The organism is Allobosea sp. WAO (assembly GCF_001509835.1).
In the GTDB taxonomy this organism is placed as follows: Bacteria; Pseudomonadota; Alphaproteobacteria; order Rhizobiales; family Beijerinckiaceae; genus Allobosea.
Window position 1 is genome coordinate 119,956 of record NZ_JXTJ01000001.1, and the last position, 14,706, is coordinate 134,661.

Sequence of the window (14,706 nt, forward strand, 5' to 3'; positions counted from 1 at the left end):
CGCAGGCGCCGGACGATGCTTCAAATCATGCCGTATCGGGACAGAAGCAATCGAGCGCGAGAAACTGTGATCGACTCGCCAAGCTTAGCGCATCGCCCGTGCGAAAAACCGGTACATACATTCCCGCGCGATGCTCTATAAGCGCTGGCGAAGCAGGCCGATAACGAGTGCGGCCCTGCAGCCTTCGAGCTGGTGTTGTTAACCGAGATTTTGATCGTCGTCGTCCTCACCGTCATCAACGGTGTGCTCGCCATGTCGGAACTCGCGGTCGTCTCGTCCAGACCAGCAAGGCTCAAGGTTCTCAGCGATCAGGGTAGCCGCGGCGCGGCGACAGCCCAGCGCCTGGCCGACAATCCCGGCCGCTTCCTCTCCACCGTCCAGATCGGCATCACGCTCGTCGGCGTCCTCTCGGGCGCCTTTTCGGGCGCGACGCTCGGCACGCGCCTCTCCGACTGGCTGCGCGACGAGCAGGGCTTTTCCAACGCGGTCGCGGATGGCGTCGGCGTCGGCACAGTCGTCGTCGCGATCACCTATCTCTCGCTGATCATCGGCGAGCTTGTGCCGAAGCAGATCGCGCTGCGCGACCCCGAGCGCGTTGCCGCACGCGTCGCTCCGGCGATGGCGCTGCTCGCCAAGATCGGCTCGCCGCTGGTCTGGCTGCTCGACATCTCCGGCAAGACCGTTCTCGCCCTGCTCGGCCAGAAGGGCGAGTCGGAGGAGAAGGTGACCGAGGAGGAGGTCCGCACCATCATCGCCGAGGCCGAGACGGCCGGCGTGCTGGAGCGCGACGAGCGCGAGATGATCTCGGGCGTGATGCGCCTCGCCGACCGTTCGGCGCGGGCCTTGATGACGCCTCGTCGCGAGGTCGAGCATCTCGACCTCTCCGACAGCCCGGCGGAGATCAGGGCGCAGCTGCGCGCGACGCGTCGCTCGCGCCTGCCGGTGCAGGATGGCGAGGCCGACTCGATCATCGGCGTCGTCACGGTCAAGGACATGTTCGACGCCTTCTCCGATGGCGACGGCCGCGAATTGCGCAGCATGGTCCAGCAGACCCCGGTGGTGCTCGACACGACCGGCGCGCTCGACGTGCTGCGCGCCATCCGCGCTTCGCCGGTGCACATGGCGCTGGTCTTCGACGAGTACGGCCATTTCGAGGGGATCATCACTTCCAGCGACGTGCTGGAGGCGATCACCGGCGCCTTCCAGGAAGAGGACGACAGCGAGCCGGCCGTGGTGACGCGCTCCGATGGCTCCTATCTGGTCGCCGGCTGGATGCAGGTCGACGAGTTCTCGCATGAGCTCGGCATCCATGTGCCGCGCGATGCCGACTACCAGACGGTGGCGGGCTTCATCCTCGCCGAGATGAACCGCCTGCCGAATGTCGGCGAGAGCTTCCAGAAGGGCCATTGGCGCTTCGAGGTGGTCGATCTCGACGGCCGCCGGATCGACAAGATCCTGGTCTCCCGGATCGACTGAGCGGCGTCCGCAAACGCACAGTTCTCCGTCATGGTCGGGCTTGTCCCGACCATCCCCGCCATCCCTCGGACGGCTTGATCTCCAAGGCGTGGATGCTCGCCACAAGGGCGAGCATGACGGCGGCGGGGGCTGGCCATCGACGCCGTTGACGCCCCCCGGTCGCCATGGTCTAAATTCCGCAGGGGTTCATTCGCGACGACCCCGTGAGGCGTCAGCCCAAGGATCGCGTCCAGTCTCCTAGCTTCCAGGAGGGACGCCATGTCTTCCAATATCCAGATCAGCGCTGCCCAATTATCACGGCTCGTCGGCCTGCCCGATGCGCCGGTCCTGATCGATGTCCGCAACGATGAGGACTTTGCCGCCGATGCGCGGCTGCTTCCGGCCTCGCAGCGTCGGCGACATGACGATGTCACGGACTGGGCCGGAGCCTATGCCGGCCACAAGGTCGTGGTCTCGTGCCAGCGCGGGCTGAAGCTCAGCGAAGGCGTCGCGGCCTGGCTGCGGCATGAAGGGATCTCGGCGGAAGTTCTCGTCGGCGGCTTCGAGGCCTGGCGGGAAGCCAGCCTGCCGCTGGTCGAGGCCGGCAAGCTCCCGGCCCGCGACGGCGCCGGCCGGACCGTCTGGGTGACGCGGGCGCGGCCGAAGGTCGACCGCATCGCCTGTCCCTGGCTGATCCGCCGCTTCGTCGACCCTGAGGCCGTCTTCCTGTTCGTGACGGCCTCGGAGGTCGAGGCCGTGGCCGAGCGCTTCGGCGCGACGCCCTTCGACATAGACGGCGTGTTCTGGAGCCATCGCGGCGAACGCTGCAGCTTCGACACGATGATCGAGGAGTTCGGCCTGTCGCTGCCGGCGCTCGACAAGCTCGCTGCGATCGTCAGGGCGGCGGACACCGCCCGGCTCGACGACGTGCCGCAGGCGGCTGGATTCCTCGCGGCGTCGCTCGGATTGTCGCGGATGTTTCGCGATGATCTGGCACAGCTCGATGCCGGCATGCTGCTCTATGACACGTTCTACCGCTGGTGCCGCGATGCCACCGAGGAAACCCATAACTGGCCGTCCGTGCCGGCAGGAGCAGGGGGGCGGCCATGACGATCGCGACCGATGAGGCAAGCAGGGCCGCTGCTGCCGAAATTCCTTCGCTCGGCGAGGCGACCCGCCTCTGGGCGAAGATCGGGCTGCTCTCCTTCGGCGGCCCGGCCGGCCAGATCGCGCTGATGCACAAGGAACTGGTCGAGGACCGCCGCTGGATCGGCGAGCGGCGTTTCCTGCACGCACTTAACTACTGCATGCTCCTGCCCGGGCCGGAGGCACAGCAGCTCGCCATCTATGTTGGCTGGCTGCTGCACCGCACGGTCGGCGGGCTGATCGCGGGGCTGCTCTTCGTCCTGCCCGGCGCGCTGGTGATGCTGGGCCTGTCCGTTCTCTACGTGCTCTATCGCAGCGTGCCGGTTGTCGATGCGGTGTTCTTCGGCGTGAAGGCCGCGGTGCTCGCCGTGGTGATCGAGGCCGGGCTCAGGATCAGCCGCCGGGCGCTGAAGAACCGGGCGATGATTGCGATCGCGGTCGCCGCCTTCCTCGCGCTCTTCCTGTTCAAGCTGCCGTTTCCGCTGGTGATCCTCGCCGCCGGGCTGACCGGCTGGCTCGGCAGCCTCTATGCGCCGGCGCTGTTCGAGGCTGGCGGCCATGCCGGCAAGGACGGCGCGCCCGAATTCAAGGGCGTCGTCGACCTGATGTTCGAACGCGGAGAGCTGGAGCACGCCAAGCCCTCGACCGGCCGGGCGTTGCGGACGCTTGCGCTCTGGCTGCCGCTCTGGCTCGGCCCGGTGGCGCTGCTCTGGCTTCTGGCAGGCGGGAACAATGTCTTCACGCAGATCGGCAGCTTCTTCAGCGCCATGGCGGTCGTCACCTTCGGCGGGGCCTATGCGGTGCTGGCCTATGTCGCGCAGGCGGCGGTCGAGGGCTATGGCTGGCTCGTCGCCGGCGAGATGGTCGACGGGCTCGGCCTTGCCGAAACCACGCCGGGGCCGCTGATCCTGGTGCTGCAATTCGTCGGCTTCCTCGCCGCCTCGCGGGTTCCGGGCGGGTTCGATCCGCTCGTCGCCGGCAGTTTCGGCGCTCTGCTGACGCTTTGGGTTACCTTCGCGCCCTGCTTCCTCTGGATCTTCCTGGGCGCACCCTATGTCGAGGCGCTGCGCGGCAACCGGGTGCTCTCGGCCTCGCTGACCGCGATCACGGCGGCGGTGGTCGGCGTGATCATGAACCTTGCGCTCTGGTTCGGGCTGCATGTGCTGTTCGGCACGGTCCGGCCCGTCAGCTTAGGCCCGCTCTCGCCGGACCTGCCGGTGCTCTCGACGCTGGACTGGCGGGCGGCTCTGCTCTCCGCCGGCGCGATGCTGGCCATGCTGCGCTTCAAGCAGGGGATGATGACGGTGCTCGCCGGCTGCGCGCTCGCCGGCGTCGCCTTGCGCATGCTGGGATAGCGACTGTCTCATCCGGCGGAATTCTGAACTGCCCGGCGCGGAAATTGTGCTCGGTCGAGGGAATGATCATTTCGGTGGGTCTGGAGGCCAACGCCATGACCCATCGTTTTCTCGAGATCGCGACGACGCCCGCCGTCAGAGCGGCACAGGAGACCCAAGGTAGTCGCCGTGCCTATGCCAGGCAGGAGGAGGGCGCGCCGCATCACGACCGGCTCGGCGGCAGCGAGGCTGCCTTCATCGCCGCTCGCGACTCATTCTACATGGCGAGCGTCTCCGAAACCGGCTGGCCCTATCTGCAGCATCGCGGTGGTCCGCAGGGCTTCCTGCGCGTGCTCGACGAGACAACGCTCGGCTTCGCCGACCTGCGCGGCAACCGGCAATATCTCAGCCTGGGCAATCTCAGCGCCGATGACCGGCTCTGCCTGTTCCTGATGGACTATGGCAACCAGGCGCGGCTGAAGATCTTTGGGCGCGCCCGCTTCCACGATCTTGCGGCGGAGCCGGAACTGGCACGCCGCCTGATCGTGCCGGGCTACCGCGCCGTGCCCGAGCGCGGCATGACGATCAAGGTCGAGGCCTTTGACTGGAATTGCCCGCAGCACATCACCCCACGCTTCAGCGAGGCAGAGCTGGCACCGGCGCTCGCGCCGGTGCGACAGCGGCTGGAGGAGCTAGAGGTCGAGAATGCCCGGCTGCGCGCGGAATTGGCCGGGCGCGCCCAGAGCTAGGGGCTAGCGCCGCTCGTTCGTCTCGATGACGCGGTATTCGGCGTCGACGATCTCGCCCTGCGCGGCGCCCGGCTGCTGCTGGCCGAAGGGGTTCTGCGGATCGATGCCGGCGGCGCGCATGCGCCGGCGCATCTGCCAGGCGGCGATGGCGCCGCCGATCAGCACGACCGGAATCAGGATCAAGGCGAGGCTGGCTGCCACCAGGAACAGCAGCACGCCGAGGGCAAAGGCTCCGGCCATGATGAGATAGCTCGCCCAGCGCGGCAGGCGGCCCGTACTCTGGTTGAGGCGGCTGTTCAGGTCGATGCGGATCATGGCTCGTCGTTCGTTCGGTTGGCGCTAATCTAGGAAGCCAATGCGGCGTTGACGAGGGCGGCAGGCGTAATTTCAGCCGGGAAGCGGCCAGTCATAGACCCAGGCATAGCGCTGGCGCAGGCCTTCGGGGCCGAGACGGCGCAGCACGATGTCGCGGGCATAGCTCCAGGGCCGGCCGAGATGATAGGAGCGGGCATTGTCGCGGCTCGCCTGCTGGACGCGCGTCGCCCGGCCCTGTCGTGCCGCGGCATAGGCGGCGAAGGCCGCGGGAACCGAGGCGGTGCCATCGGCCTGCAGGGCGTTCGCCAGTTCATGCGCCAGCACCGCTGCATCCTCGATGGCGAGTGCCGCACCCTGGGCGAGGAAGGGCAGGACCGGGTGGGCGGCGTCGCCGAGCAGTGCGATGCGGCCTTTCGCCATCGCCGCCGGCTCGCGGTCATAGAGCGACCAGACCTGCCAGGCGGGCGCGGCCTCGACCAGATGGCGCAGCGCGATCGGCGCGCCATTGGCGATGCCCGCGATATCGCTTGCGTTGCCGTCGCGCGACCAGCCCGGACGAGCCTCGCGCGCGGCGCGGATCAGGACGAGATTGATCTCCTTGCCGCCGGCCACGGGATAGTGGACCGCATGGCGAGCGCTGCCGAGGCGCAGCGAAACCGTGGGCTGGCGCAGTTCGGACGGCACTTCCGCGGAAGGAATCAGCGTCCGCCAGGCCTCCCAGCCGGTGAAACGCGGCTCGCGGGTGTCGCCGGTGAGCTGGCGGGCCTGCGACCAGAGCCCGTCGGCGCCGATCAGGCCCATGGCCTCGACCGTCTCGGTCTGGCCGTTCTCGGCGACGAGCGTCGCGGTGATGCCGGATTCGGTCTCGGCGCAGGCGAGCAGGCCGCGGCCGATCAGCCAGCGGATGTTCGGCAAGGTGCGGGCGGCATCGAGCAGGATCTGGTGGAGATCGGCCCGCTTCAGCGCCCTTGAGGGCGTCGCGCCCGGCGCCGGCGGCGCATAGGGCATGCTGAGCAGCGGCGTCTCGCTCCGCCAGCGGCTGATCGCGAGAGATTCGGGCCGGACGGCAGCACGGCGCAAGGCGATGCCGAGATCGAGCGCCTCGAGCACGCGGCCGGCATTGGGCGAGACCTGGATGCCGGCGCCGGCCTCGGCGAAGCGGGTGCGCTTCTCGGCGATGACGACGGGAATGCCACGGCGCGCCAGCGCAATGGCCGCGGTGAGGCCGCCAATGCCGGCGCCGGCGATCAGGATCGGAGACATGGCTTCAGCCGTTCACGTCCCGCCGCGCCCCCGGCGGGAAGCGCCTCAAGCCGCCTTGGGGGCGTCGTGGTACTCGCATTCCGCCGGCTTGCCGTGACCGGCGCCGAGCGAAGGCTCGTATTTGAACAGCGTCGAGCAATAGGGGCAGATGATCTCGTCATCCGAGCCCATGTCGAGGAAGACATGCGGATGGTCGAAGGGCGGCTTGGCGCCGATGCACATCAGCTCGCGCGCGCCGACATGGATGACGGCGACGCCGGGATCGTTGTGGAAATGCGGTGTGCCGTGGTCGGCCATGGTCGCTCTCTATCGTCTCGATTTGCGGCGCAGGATAGTCGCTCGCCCGCGGGCGCGCCAGTGCGCCGCGGCGATGGCTCCATAATCCCAGAGCATTGCCTTCCGGCCTCAGCGGGCCCGGGCGCAGGCCAGCCCGATCTCGCGGGCGCGCTCGGTCTGCTCCGAGGTGAGGGCATCGGCGAGCACGCGGCTCCAGAGCTCATCGCGCTTCAGCCCCTCCATCGAGCAGGAGCAGACGCGTTCGCAGGACTCTTTCGGCGTGCCTGTCGCGACGCAGCTGCGCTGGCAGGCGGCGAGGAAGGGCACGGCGTCGGCGTCCGGCAGCTTGGGGCCGGAGAGCTGCATGAAAAGCATGAGCGCACCGATGAAGAGCGGCTGGTGGACGAGATAGACGAACAGGCTGTGGCGACCGCCGAGCGCGACGAGGCGGGTCGGGGCCGATCTGGCGCGCCAGAGCGTCCAACCGCCATCGGGCGCCCTAGCCAGGGCGAGCTTGCCCAGCGCCATGCCGGCGAGGACGCAGGCGAACCAGGGGAAGAGCGGCACGAAATCGGCGGTGTAGGGCCAGGGGCCGAAGCCGAGCCAGGACAGCCATTCGGTTTCGAAGACCTCGCCGCCGAGGATGAAGGGCAGGGCGAACCAGACCGCAGCGATCAGTGCCAGAGCGAGGGCCGGCAGCCGCAGGAAGGGCAGCGCCAGTAGGCTCGCCAATGCGATGTGGTGCAGGATGCCGAAGAAGATGAAGTTCTGGGGGATCGCGAACCAGGTGCCGACCGTGACCAAGAGCGCGGCGCCGGCGACCATGGCGAAGCGCTTCGCATAGGCCTGCCGGTTCAGGCCGTTTCGCGTCGCCAGGATCAGGCTGAAGCCGACGATCGTCAGGAAGGAGCCGGCGATCAGCCGGGCGAAGAGCCGCCAGCCGGGATCGGAGACGACATCGACGCGGATCAGGCGGAAGAAAGAGAGGTCGTAGGCGAAATGGTAGACGAACATGGCGAGCAGGGCGATGCCGCGCGCCAGGTCGAGCAGTTCGATGCGGCCTCGGGCCGGGGTGGAGGTCTTTGCCGGGGTGGGGATCTTGGCCGAGGCCGTGGCTTGCTCGCTCATGGGGTGAACTCTTAGGCGGAGAGCCGGGGCTGGGGAAGGGGCGTGCGCCGCGCCTTGCGGCCGTGGGCAGTTCCCAGCCCTCATCCTGAGGAGCCGCGTCCGCGGCGTCTCGAAGGATGGTCCAGGAGGCTCGGGAGCCATCTGAAGCGTCCTTCGAGACGGCCCTTCGGGCCTCCTCAGGACGAGGGCCAGAGAGTTGAGCCAGATACCGAGGACGACGGCCTGCGCGCGGCAGGGACGCCGCTGCATGCTGCCATGCCGGCGGGTGCGGCTACCAAAACCCGCCCCGGCATGGCACAGCAGGGGACAGTTTTCGAAAGAACGGCGCGACGACATGCAGCGATTTGATTCCGACGGCGTCAGCCTGGCCTATCTCGACCTCGCACCGACCATCGAGGGCGGTTCCGGCGATCCGATCGTGCTCGTCCACGGCTTCGCCTCGAGCCATATGGTCAACTGGGTGAATACGCAGTGGAGCAAGACGCTGACCCATGCCGGCCACCGGGTGGTGCTGCTCGACAATCGCGGCCACGGCCAGAGCCAGAAGCTCTACGACCCCGAGGCCTACAACTCGAACATCATGGCCGAGGATGTCCGTCGGCTGATGGACCATCTCGGCATCGAGCGCGCCGATGTGATGGGCTATTCGATGGGCGCCCGCATCTCGGCGCATCTGGCGCTGGCGCATCCGGAGCGGGTTCGCGCGCTGCTGCTCGGCGGGCTCGGCATCCATCTCGTCGAGGGCGTCGGCCTGCCGCTCGGTATCGCCGATGCGATGGAGGCGCCCTCGCTAGCCGACCTGACCGATCCGATGCAGCGCATGTTCCGCGCCTTCGCCGAGAACACCGGCAGCGACCTACGCGCGCTCGCCGCCTGCATCCGCGGCACCCGCCAGACGCTCACAGCCGAGCAGGTCGGCAAGATCGCGGTGCCGACCCTGGTCAGCGTCGGTACCAAGGACGATGTCTCCGGTTCCGGACCGGAACTGGCGGCGCTGATCCCGGGCGCAGAGAGCTTCGACATCGTCGGCCGCGACCATAATCTGGCGGTCGGCGACAAGACCCACAAGCAGGCGGTGCTGGAGTTCCTGTCGCGCCGGGCGTGACCCATGGTCCGGAGAATAACGTTCTCCTGTAGGAGAATATTATTCTCCGTCAATGACTTGCATGCGGCGGTTCGCATTTCGACTCTTGTCCTTCACGGCTTGATTCAGCTAGAAGGCAGGCCCATCTCCTTCTGCGCGACGCCGTCGTGCCGGAATAATTGCTCGCCGAGCGCACCGTAGCGGAGAACGCCATGCCATCGGGACGCCCGAACATCGAAGCCCGTGATCCCGCTACCGGGCTCGATCGGGTCGATCCCGTCTGGTCGCGGCTGCGTCGCGAGGCCGAGCAGGCGGTCGCCGCCGAGCCGGCGATGACCAGCTTCATCCTCTCGACCGTGCTGAACCAGCGCAGCTTCGAGGAGGCGGTCTCGCATCGCGTCTCGGCACGTCTCGCCCATGCGGCGGTTCCCGCCGAACTGATCGACCAGGCCTTCGAAGAGGCGCTCGCCGCCGATCCCGAGATCAGCCACGGCATCCGCGCCGATGTCGTCGCCGTGCTCGACCGCGACCCCGCCTGCTACCGGCTGCTCGAGCCGGTGCTCTACTTCAAGGGCTTCCACGCGCTCCAGGCCCACCGCCTGGCGCATTGGCTGCTGAACCAGGGGCGGCGCGATTTCGCGCTCTATCTGCAAAGCCGCTCCTCCGAAGTCTTCCAGACCGACATCAACCCGGCCGCGAAGATCGGCAAGGGCGTCTTCCTCGACCACGCCACCGGCCTCGTCGTCGGCGAGACCACGGTGATCGAGGACAATGTCTCGATGCTGCAAGACGTCACGCTCGGCGGCACCGGCAAGCAGGGCGGCGACCGCCATCCGAAGATCCGCAAGGGCGTACTGATCGGCGCCGGCGCCAAGATCCTCGGCAACATCGAGGTGGGGCAATGCGCCCGCGTCGCGGCCGGCTCGGTCGTGCTGGCGGCGGTGCCGCGCAACACCACGGTCGCGGGCGTTCCGGCCAAGGTGGTCGGCGAGGCCGGCTGCGCCGAGCCCGCCCGCTCGATGGACCAGATCCTGACCAGTGATTGCGGCGGCGGGATCTAGATCTCCCAGAGCCCGTTCCGATCAGCTTGCGCCGCAAGCCGATCGGCAAAACGGCCCCATCTTAAAGTAAGAGGCGCATTCGCCGATCAGATTGATCCAATCTGATCGAAACCGGCTCTAGCGTTCTTTCGGATGCACGCCGGCGATCCGTCTCATCGTTTACGCATCGTGAAGAGCGGAGTCCGCTTTTCGGCCCGATGTTTTCGAGGGCGTCGCCGGGCCTTTCGTGGCGTGTGCTTCTCGCCCTCGACGGCGGGGCTCGCGCAGGTCAGGAACTGGAGAGCGCGCGTTTGCCGAGCCACAGCCCTGCAAAGGCGAAGACACCGATTGCCGCCCCCGCTTCGGCCGTGCCGAACGCGACATAGCTTGCAGAAGCAACTGCAACACTGAAAAGCCCGATTGCCATATCCGTCTCCCCCGAGACGAGGCTAACGGCGCGCGCAGGCCGAAATCACCCCCCATTTGGGGGAAAACGGGCATAAATTCCAGCTCCGGCACAGAGAAGATACCGGCTCGAACGCGAGGCATCGAACCGGGCCGGGCTATCGCCCGACCTCTGGGCGCATTGACCGGGCGTGAAAACGAAGCGGGCCGGCCCCCGGGGAAGGGGCCGGCCCTAGACGTCGCCCGGTCGGGGACGGGTGGGTGGGGACGTGACCGGGCCGCGCCATCTTTCCGGCAGCTACTTGCGCATTGCGCAAGGCGATCGCTGCCGTTCTTCTCAGCCGCGCCGGACCGTGGTCCCCGTCCAGCGTCGGCCTGGTTCAGTTCAGCGCAGCGAGGCCACGGTCGGCGTCGACAGGCCACCAAGCGAGGTCCAGCCGACACGGGCCTGGGACTCGCGCTTCACATAGGTGTAGCCAGTCTGGCTCCAGGGCAGGATCGCGTTGCGCTTGTTGTCGAGGATCAGGTCGCCGCGGTCGGTGCGGATCATCAGCACGGCGTGGCCGGCATTGTCCTCGTCGATCACCACGGTGACGCGCATGGCCCGGCGCGGCACGCCGGCCTCGGCGAGGCGCTTGCGCTTCAGGAGCACATAGTCCTCGCAGTCACCCTTGCCGTCGGTCGGGATGTCCCAGCGGTCGACGACGCCCCAGTGATCCTGGTCGGTGACCGCCTCGATCTCGCGATTGGCCTTGAGATTGGTCGCGACGATCGTCTTCCAGAGCTTCGGCGTCAGCTCGACCGTATCGTCTTCCTGGGTGTTCACGGCGCATTCCGCCGGGGTGCGCTTGCAGAAATCCGTCCAGGCGTAAGGCGCCCTGGCATCGCCATTGGCGATGATCGGCGCGCTGGCAACCGGCAGCCCGGCGCTCTGCGACTGGGCCTGCGCCGCAGTGGCGGCCAATCCGATGGCAGCGGCGATCAGGCAGCTGCGATATCCCCGAACCTTCGAAAGCATGTCGTCCCCTTTCCTGTCCCGGGGATGACTTTGACTTGCGGCCATCGAGATCGCTTGAAGTGAAAGCGAGCAATTTTATCTAAATCGGCTTTTCTTCTGTCGGCGGATTTCAGTACAAACCAAGTATAAAACTCATTGTAATAATTTTGAGCGCTCGCGCAAGGATTTGTTAACCAGCCGCGGGAGGTCGGTGGCGCAAGGCCGGCACGGCAGAGGCGATCGAGATCTCAGCGGGAGAGGCGAGGCGGTTAGCCGTCAACCTCCAAGGCGCGGCCCGGCGAGGACGCGCGGCTGGGCAGCAAAGCGCCCTATCGGGCGCGGCTTGGCGATCCGATGTTCTGACGATGGAGCTATCTGGAGCGATGCGGCCATGCGGGCCGCGGCCGGGTCAGAGCTCGAGATTCTCGTCGAGCAGGTCGGCCGAGAGCGGCATGCGGAACTCGGCGGCGTAGCCGCCGTCGAAGCGCCGGACGATCTTGGCGGCCGTGCTGCCGAGGCGCACGGGCGCACCCATGATGAACTGGTGGTCGGAGGCGAAGGCGGCGCCGGAGAGCGAGAAGTCGATCAGGCGCACGGAATGCTCGGTGCCGTCCTCCAGCGTCACGACGCAGCGCGGATTGCGCGGCACGACGCGTTCATGGCGGCGATCCTCGGGCAGGCCGAGCTCGTCGCGGTTGGCGAGCCAGGTCAGCTGTGCCGTGAACTTCTCGCGCTTGCGGCTCGTCGCGGTGATCGTCATGGCGAAGCCGTCGGGCGTGTTGCGGACAGCGTGGCCCTCGATGCGGCCGAGATGCTCGAGGTAGATGATGACGCGGTCGCCGGTGGCCGGCTTGGCCGGAGCGGTGACGTGCAGGCCGCCAGGGGAGATGTCCGTCGTCTGGCAGGGATATTCCATGCGGTTCGGCAGCATGTAGCGGCCGAGCAGCACGACCTTCATGCGCTGATGACGCCTGCGTTCGACAGGCGCGGCCGCTCTCCTCTGATTGTTCAGCGCGGTCAGCATGACGGATTCCGGTTCTTAACCGGAGTTACCCTAGAGGCCCGCTGGTTAAGAGTTGGTTAGCCTTTTCAGACACGGCCGCCGGGCAGCAGCATCAATTTCGGCCGCTGGCCGGCAACGGGCGCCTCGACATGGCGGGGCGACGGGGTTCCCGGCCAGATCATCCTGAGCGAAATCATCCGCATCGAATCCAGCGTGTCGAGGCCGAGCCATTCCGGGGTGACGGCCGGGGAGAGGGCGCCGAGCACGCGGGCATGGGTGCGGCCGCGATAGCGCAGCGGCAGCAGCAGCAGTTCGAGGTGCACGCTCGCGCCGCCGCTGGTCTCGGCCGAGAGGCCGGCGACCGCACCTGCGGTCTCGTCCATCACGGTCTGGACCAGACGGCGCATCTCGCCCTGGGTCTCGACATCCGGCCAGAGCGCGGCGAAGGCCCGTCCACGCTGCTCGCGCCCGAACAGGGCACAGAGCCTGGTGCCGGCGAGCCGGAAGACCGGGCCGATCGGCTCGTTCTCCAGAACGAAGGTGTCGGCCAGCGCGTGGCGCAGGGCGCCGGGCTCGATCTCGCCGCGCTCCGGGGCGTTGCGCTCGCCGCGCAGCTCGTCCCAATAGTTAAAAACCAGGCGGGTGCTCGGGTTCTTCATAGCATTGTCCAGTCGGGTCCTGCGTCCTCCGATTTGTGCGGGTTACGTCCCAAATCGGGGCGCATCCGTACGAATCAGAGACGTTTGAGTCCTTGGCTGAGCGAGGGACGCAGAGTGCGTGCCGTCTGGCCATCGTAGCGTGGCGAGAACGTCGGGTGGGGGTCTGTTAGGGTTAATAAAGCGTTAGGATTGTGGATAACCGCGTAAAATGCGATCTATATCGCATGCGGAATTCGCCGTCGCGCGCTGCGTGTCGGCATCCGGCTGACGGGGTGGCGTGGGGACGCGACCGGCCAGGGGGCAGGAAAGGGGAGGGCTCGCGCTCTCCCCTTTTCCTTTGGCTGCCTTTCCGATTGCCTGGAGCCCGCGCTTGAGCCAGTGAAGGGTCCGATGTCCGTGAACCCAGACGACCGTCTCCGCCCTCCGCCGAGCGAGCCCATCCTCAACCTGCCGGCCGCCGTGGTCTGGCTGATCGCGGCGCTCGTGCTGGTGCAGGGCGCCCGCGAGCTGCTCAGCGCCTATGACGACTTCGTCGTGATGTCCTGGCTCGCCTTCGTGCCGGCGCGGCTGACATTGTGGCTCTCGCCGGAGCGTCTCGAGGAACTCGCCCAGTCGCTCGGCACCGCCGGCAGCGTCGAGTTCGGCCAGCGCCTGCAGCTGGTGCGGCTGCTGCTCGCCGATGGCGGCGCGCATCTGTGGACGCTGCTGACCTACGGGCTGCTTCACGGCTCCTGGCTGCACCTGATCTCGAACGTCGTCTGGCTCGCCGCCTTCGGCAGCCCGGTGGCGCGCCGGCTCGGCACCGGCCGCTTCCTCAACCTGATCGCGCTTTCGACTATCGCCGGCGCGCTGCTGCACTGGTGGTCGCGCGAGCTCGACGTGCTGCCGTTGGTCGGCATCTCGGCCGGCGTCTCGGGTGCGACGGCGGCGGCGATCCGCTTCGTCTTCTCGCCCGGCGTGCATTTCGGCGGGCTCGGCCATGACGAGGCGGTGCGGGCGATCCCGGCCGAGCCGCTCGGCAGCCTGTGGCGCAATTCGCGGGCGCTGCTGTTCATCGTGATCTGGTTCGTCACCAACATCCTGTTCGGGGCAGGGCTGGTGCCGATCCTCGGCGAAGAGACGAGCATCGCCTGGGAAGCGCATATCGGCGGCTTCGTCGCCGGATTGCTGCTCTTCCCCTTGCTCGACCGCGGGCCGGTCCGCCGGCGCTGAGGCCCGCTCGCCTTCCGGCGCGCAGGACCGCCTTGCCGTCGCCGCAGAGTTCGCCCACATTCGAACAGGTCCAGCGTAACGCCGGATCGCGGATGGGGGCGACCTGTCGGCTGGCGGCGTTGCAGTGGTTCCAGTGGCCTGTGCGCGCCCTTTGCGGCGCCTATCGTCGGAGGAATACTCGATGAACGTCGCTCACATCCTCGGAAACAAGGGTCACGAAGTCGTCTCGCTCCAGCCTCACCGCACGCTGGGTGAAGCTGCCGGAACGCTTGCCGAAAAGCGCATCGGCGCCGTGGTGGTGACCGGGGCCGACGGCAGCCTGCTCGGCATCCTCTCCGAGCGCGACATCATCCGGGCGATCGGTGCCAGCGGCGCCGAGGCGCTGGCGAGCCCGGTCTCGCGCGCCATGACCGCCAAGGTGGTGACCTGCCGGCGCGAGACCAGCATCGACGAGCTGATGGAGATCATGACGTCGGGCCGCTTCCGGCATGTGCCGGTGATGGAAGACGGCCGCGTCGCCGGGATCGTCTCGATCGGCGACATCGTCAAGCATCGCGTCGCCGAGATCGAGGCCGAGAGCAAGGCGATGCGCGACTATATCGCGATGGCCTGAAGGCCCGGGCTGCCGCTAACGCGACGC

General features: G+C 67.7%; 16 protein-coding genes. 8 read left to right on the forward strand and 8 right to left on the reverse strand.

Translation table 11 applies throughout. From position 1 onward, the window contains the following. Positions 1-210 precede the first annotated feature (210 nt). The 4 genes from DK26_RS00615 to DK26_RS00630 all read left to right on the forward strand — a co-directional run bounded on the left by DK26_RS00615 (position 211) and on the right by DK26_RS00630 (position 4,684). The gene (locus DK26_RS00615) at positions 211-1,476 is read left to right on the forward strand and encodes a hemolysin family protein (RefSeq protein ID WP_066467283.1); all 1,266 of its coding nucleotides are present in this window, start codon (positions 211-213) and stop codon (positions 1,474-1,476) included. Between the two features lie 258 nt (positions 1,477-1,734). Further along, positions 1,735-2,565, forward strand: coding sequence for a sulfurtransferase/chromate resistance protein (locus tag DK26_RS00620; protein ID WP_066467290.1), 831 nt, complete (start codon positions 1,735-1,737; stop codon positions 2,563-2,565). Then, positions 2,562-3,956, forward strand: coding sequence for a chromate efflux transporter (chrA, locus tag DK26_RS00625; protein ID WP_066467292.1), 1,395 nt, complete (start codon positions 2,562-2,564; stop codon positions 3,954-3,956). The genes DK26_RS00620 and chrA overlap by 4 nt, the downstream gene beginning before the upstream one ends. Positions 3,957-4,051: 95 nt before the next feature. Then, positions 4,052-4,684 carry a pyridoxamine 5'-phosphate oxidase family protein gene (locus tag DK26_RS00630; RefSeq protein WP_066467406.1) on the forward strand — a complete coding sequence of 211 codons (633 nt, stop codon included), beginning with the start codon at positions 4,052-4,054 and terminating at the stop codon, positions 4,682-4,684. Between the two features lie 3 nt (positions 4,685-4,687). Here the strand turns inward: DK26_RS00630 and DK26_RS00635 are convergent, their stop codons facing one another. From DK26_RS00635 to DK26_RS00650, 4 genes are all read right to left on the reverse strand, one after another. Continuing rightward, complete coding sequence (locus tag DK26_RS00635; RefSeq protein WP_066467294.1) at positions 4,688-4,999, reverse strand: hypothetical protein; 312 nt, start codon at positions 4,997-4,999, stop codon at positions 4,688-4,690. A gap of 72 nt (positions 5,000-5,071) precedes the next feature. Then, a complete protein-coding gene (locus DK26_RS00640) occupies positions 5,072-6,262 on the reverse strand; it encodes an FAD-dependent monooxygenase (RefSeq protein WP_066467296.1) in 1,191 nt (396 codons plus the stop codon). A 45-nt stretch (positions 6,263-6,307) separates the two neighbouring features. Continuing rightward, positions 6,308-6,559: a zinc-finger domain-containing protein gene (locus tag DK26_RS00645; RefSeq protein WP_066467298.1), complete on the reverse strand. Its 252-nt coding sequence runs from the start codon at positions 6,557-6,559 to the stop codon at positions 6,308-6,310. A 108-nt stretch (positions 6,560-6,667) separates the two neighbouring features. Continuing rightward, the gene (locus tag DK26_RS00650; protein WP_066467301.1) at positions 6,668-7,666 is read right to left on the reverse strand and encodes a heparan-alpha-glucosaminide N-acetyltransferase; all 999 of its coding nucleotides are present in this window, start codon (positions 7,664-7,666) and stop codon (positions 6,668-6,670) included. A gap of 334 nt (positions 7,667-8,000) precedes the next feature. On the opposite strand from DK26_RS00650, the gene DK26_RS00655 reads away from it, so the two are divergent. Together DK26_RS00655 and cysE are read left to right on the forward strand one after the other, a co-directional pair. After that, positions 8,001-8,771: an alpha/beta hydrolase gene (locus DK26_RS00655; protein ID WP_066467303.1), complete on the forward strand. Its 771-nt coding sequence runs from the start codon at positions 8,001-8,003 to the stop codon at positions 8,769-8,771. A gap of 191 nt (positions 8,772-8,962) precedes the next feature. Continuing rightward, a complete protein-coding gene (gene cysE, locus DK26_RS00660) occupies positions 8,963-9,811 on the forward strand; it encodes a serine O-acetyltransferase (RefSeq protein ID WP_066467305.1) in 849 nt (282 codons plus the stop codon). A gap of 268 nt (positions 9,812-10,079) precedes the next feature. On the opposite strand, the gene DK26_RS28810 is transcribed toward cysE, so the two are convergent. The 4 genes from DK26_RS28810 to DK26_RS00675 all read right to left on the reverse strand — a co-directional run bounded on the left by DK26_RS28810 (position 10,080) and on the right by DK26_RS00675 (position 12,854). Continuing rightward, entirely contained in the window at positions 10,080-10,217 is a 138-nt protein-coding gene (locus DK26_RS28810) for a hypothetical protein (protein WP_157089438.1), read from the reverse strand. A gap of 363 nt (positions 10,218-10,580) precedes the next feature. Then, positions 10,581-11,213 carry a transglutaminase-like cysteine peptidase gene (locus DK26_RS00665; protein ID WP_066467306.1) on the reverse strand — a complete coding sequence of 211 codons (633 nt, stop codon included), beginning with the start codon at positions 11,211-11,213 and terminating at the stop codon, positions 10,581-10,583. A 388-nt stretch (positions 11,214-11,601) separates the two neighbouring features. Continuing rightward, positions 11,602-12,216, reverse strand: a complete 615-nt coding sequence (locus tag DK26_RS00670) for a PilZ domain-containing protein (RefSeq protein WP_066467307.1) — start codon at positions 12,214-12,216, stop codon at positions 11,602-11,604. A 65-nt stretch (positions 12,217-12,281) separates the two neighbouring features. Continuing rightward, positions 12,282-12,854, reverse strand: a complete 573-nt coding sequence (locus DK26_RS00675; RefSeq protein WP_066467308.1) for a PAS domain-containing protein — start codon at positions 12,852-12,854, stop codon at positions 12,282-12,284. A 390-nt stretch (positions 12,855-13,244) separates the two neighbouring features. On the opposite strand from DK26_RS00675, the gene DK26_RS00680 reads away from it, so the two are divergent. Together DK26_RS00680 and DK26_RS00685 are read left to right on the forward strand one after the other, a co-directional pair. Next, the gene (locus tag DK26_RS00680; RefSeq protein WP_066467310.1) at positions 13,245-14,066 is read left to right on the forward strand and encodes a rhomboid family intramembrane serine protease; all 822 of its coding nucleotides are present in this window, start codon (positions 13,245-13,247) and stop codon (positions 14,064-14,066) included. 181 nt (positions 14,067-14,247) lie between these two features. After that, positions 14,248-14,679: a CBS domain-containing protein gene (locus DK26_RS00685; RefSeq protein ID WP_066467313.1), complete on the forward strand. Its 432-nt coding sequence runs from the start codon at positions 14,248-14,250 to the stop codon at positions 14,677-14,679. Positions 14,680-14,706: the final 27 nt, after the last annotated feature.

What these genes read in the sequence shown, in the direction of transcription:
- DK26_RS00620 (WP_066467290.1), top strand. Translation starts at nt 1,735, where the DNA reads ATGTCTTCCAATATCCAGATCAGCGCTGCCCAATTATCACGGCTCGTC.
- chrA (WP_066467292.1), top strand. Translation starts at nt 2,562, where the DNA reads ATGACGATCGCGACCGATGAGGCAAGCAGGGCCGCTGCTGCCGAAATT.
- DK26_RS00630 (WP_066467406.1), top strand. Translation starts at nt 4,052, where the DNA reads ATGACCCATCGTTTTCTCGAGATCGCGACGACGCCCGCCGTCAGAGCG.
- DK26_RS00635 (WP_066467294.1), bottom strand. Translation starts at nt 4,999, where the DNA reads ATGATCCGCATCGACCTGAACAGCCGCCTCAACCAGAGTACGGGCCGC.
- DK26_RS00640 (WP_066467296.1), bottom strand. Translation starts at nt 6,262, where the DNA reads ATGTCTCCGATCCTGATCGCCGGCGCCGGCATTGGCGGCCTCACCGCG.
- DK26_RS00645 (WP_066467298.1), bottom strand. Translation starts at nt 6,559, where the DNA reads ATGGCCGACCACGGCACACCGCATTTCCACAACGATCCCGGCGTCGCC.
- DK26_RS00650 (WP_066467301.1), bottom strand. Translation starts at nt 7,666, where the DNA reads ATGAGCGAGCAAGCCACGGCCTCGGCCAAGATCCCCACCCCGGCAAAG.
- DK26_RS00655 (WP_066467303.1), top strand. Translation starts at nt 8,001, where the DNA reads ATGCAGCGATTTGATTCCGACGGCGTCAGCCTGGCCTATCTCGACCTC.
- cysE (WP_066467305.1), top strand. Translation starts at nt 8,963, where the DNA reads ATGCCATCGGGACGCCCGAACATCGAAGCCCGTGATCCCGCTACCGGG.
- DK26_RS28810 (WP_157089438.1), bottom strand. Translation starts at nt 10,217, where the DNA reads ATGGCAATCGGGCTTTTCAGTGTTGCAGTTGCTTCTGCAAGCTATGTC.
- DK26_RS00665 (WP_066467306.1), bottom strand. Translation starts at nt 11,213, where the DNA reads ATGCTTTCGAAGGTTCGGGGATATCGCAGCTGCCTGATCGCCGCTGCC.
- DK26_RS00670 (WP_066467307.1), bottom strand. Translation starts at nt 12,216, where the DNA reads ATGCTGACCGCGCTGAACAATCAGAGGAGAGCGGCCGCGCCTGTCGAA.
- DK26_RS00675 (WP_066467308.1), bottom strand. Translation starts at nt 12,854, where the DNA reads ATGAAGAACCCGAGCACCCGCCTGGTTTTTAACTATTGGGACGAGCTG.
- DK26_RS00680 (WP_066467310.1), top strand. Translation starts at nt 13,245, where the DNA reads ATGTCCGTGAACCCAGACGACCGTCTCCGCCCTCCGCCGAGCGAGCCC.
- DK26_RS00685 (WP_066467313.1), top strand. Translation starts at nt 14,248, where the DNA reads ATGAACGTCGCTCACATCCTCGGAAACAAGGGTCACGAAGTCGTCTCG.